At 48.3% G+C, this 234-nt stretch carries 1 protein-coding gene; it reads left to right on the top strand.

Going from position 1 to position 234, the window contains the following annotated elements; genetic code table 11:
* Positions 1 to 13 precede the first annotated feature (13 nt).
* Positions 14 to 234, top strand: a 221-nt coding sequence (locus tag Q4528_RS16225) for a hypothetical protein (RefSeq protein WP_303522802.1), incomplete at its 3' end; no start/stop codon positions are given.

Below are 234 nucleotides of genomic sequence, written 5' to 3'. Positions count from 1 at the left end.
CCTCAATTGCGTGGTGGCAGTATTTGATAGTAAAGATGGCCAGTTAGCCCAAAACGTATTGCTTGCGGATACTTCTCGTATGCGATTACTGGGCGAAACCCAAGTAGACTTCGACCAGCAACAGGTCAATATGATCCTGCGGCCACAAGCCAAACGGGCGCAAATATTTGGCTTGTCTACGCCTGTTCAAGTGAGCGGTAGCTTTGAAGACTTTAAGATTGGCGTAGCTAGTGG

The organism is Staphylococcus pasteuri (assembly GCF_030547725.1).
Classification (GTDB): domain Bacteria; phylum Bacillota; class Bacilli; order Staphylococcales; family Staphylococcaceae; genus Staphylococcus; species Staphylococcus pasteuri.
The sequence above is the reverse complement of the archived record's forward strand: the minus strand, read 5'-3'. Positions and strand labels throughout refer to the sequence as shown.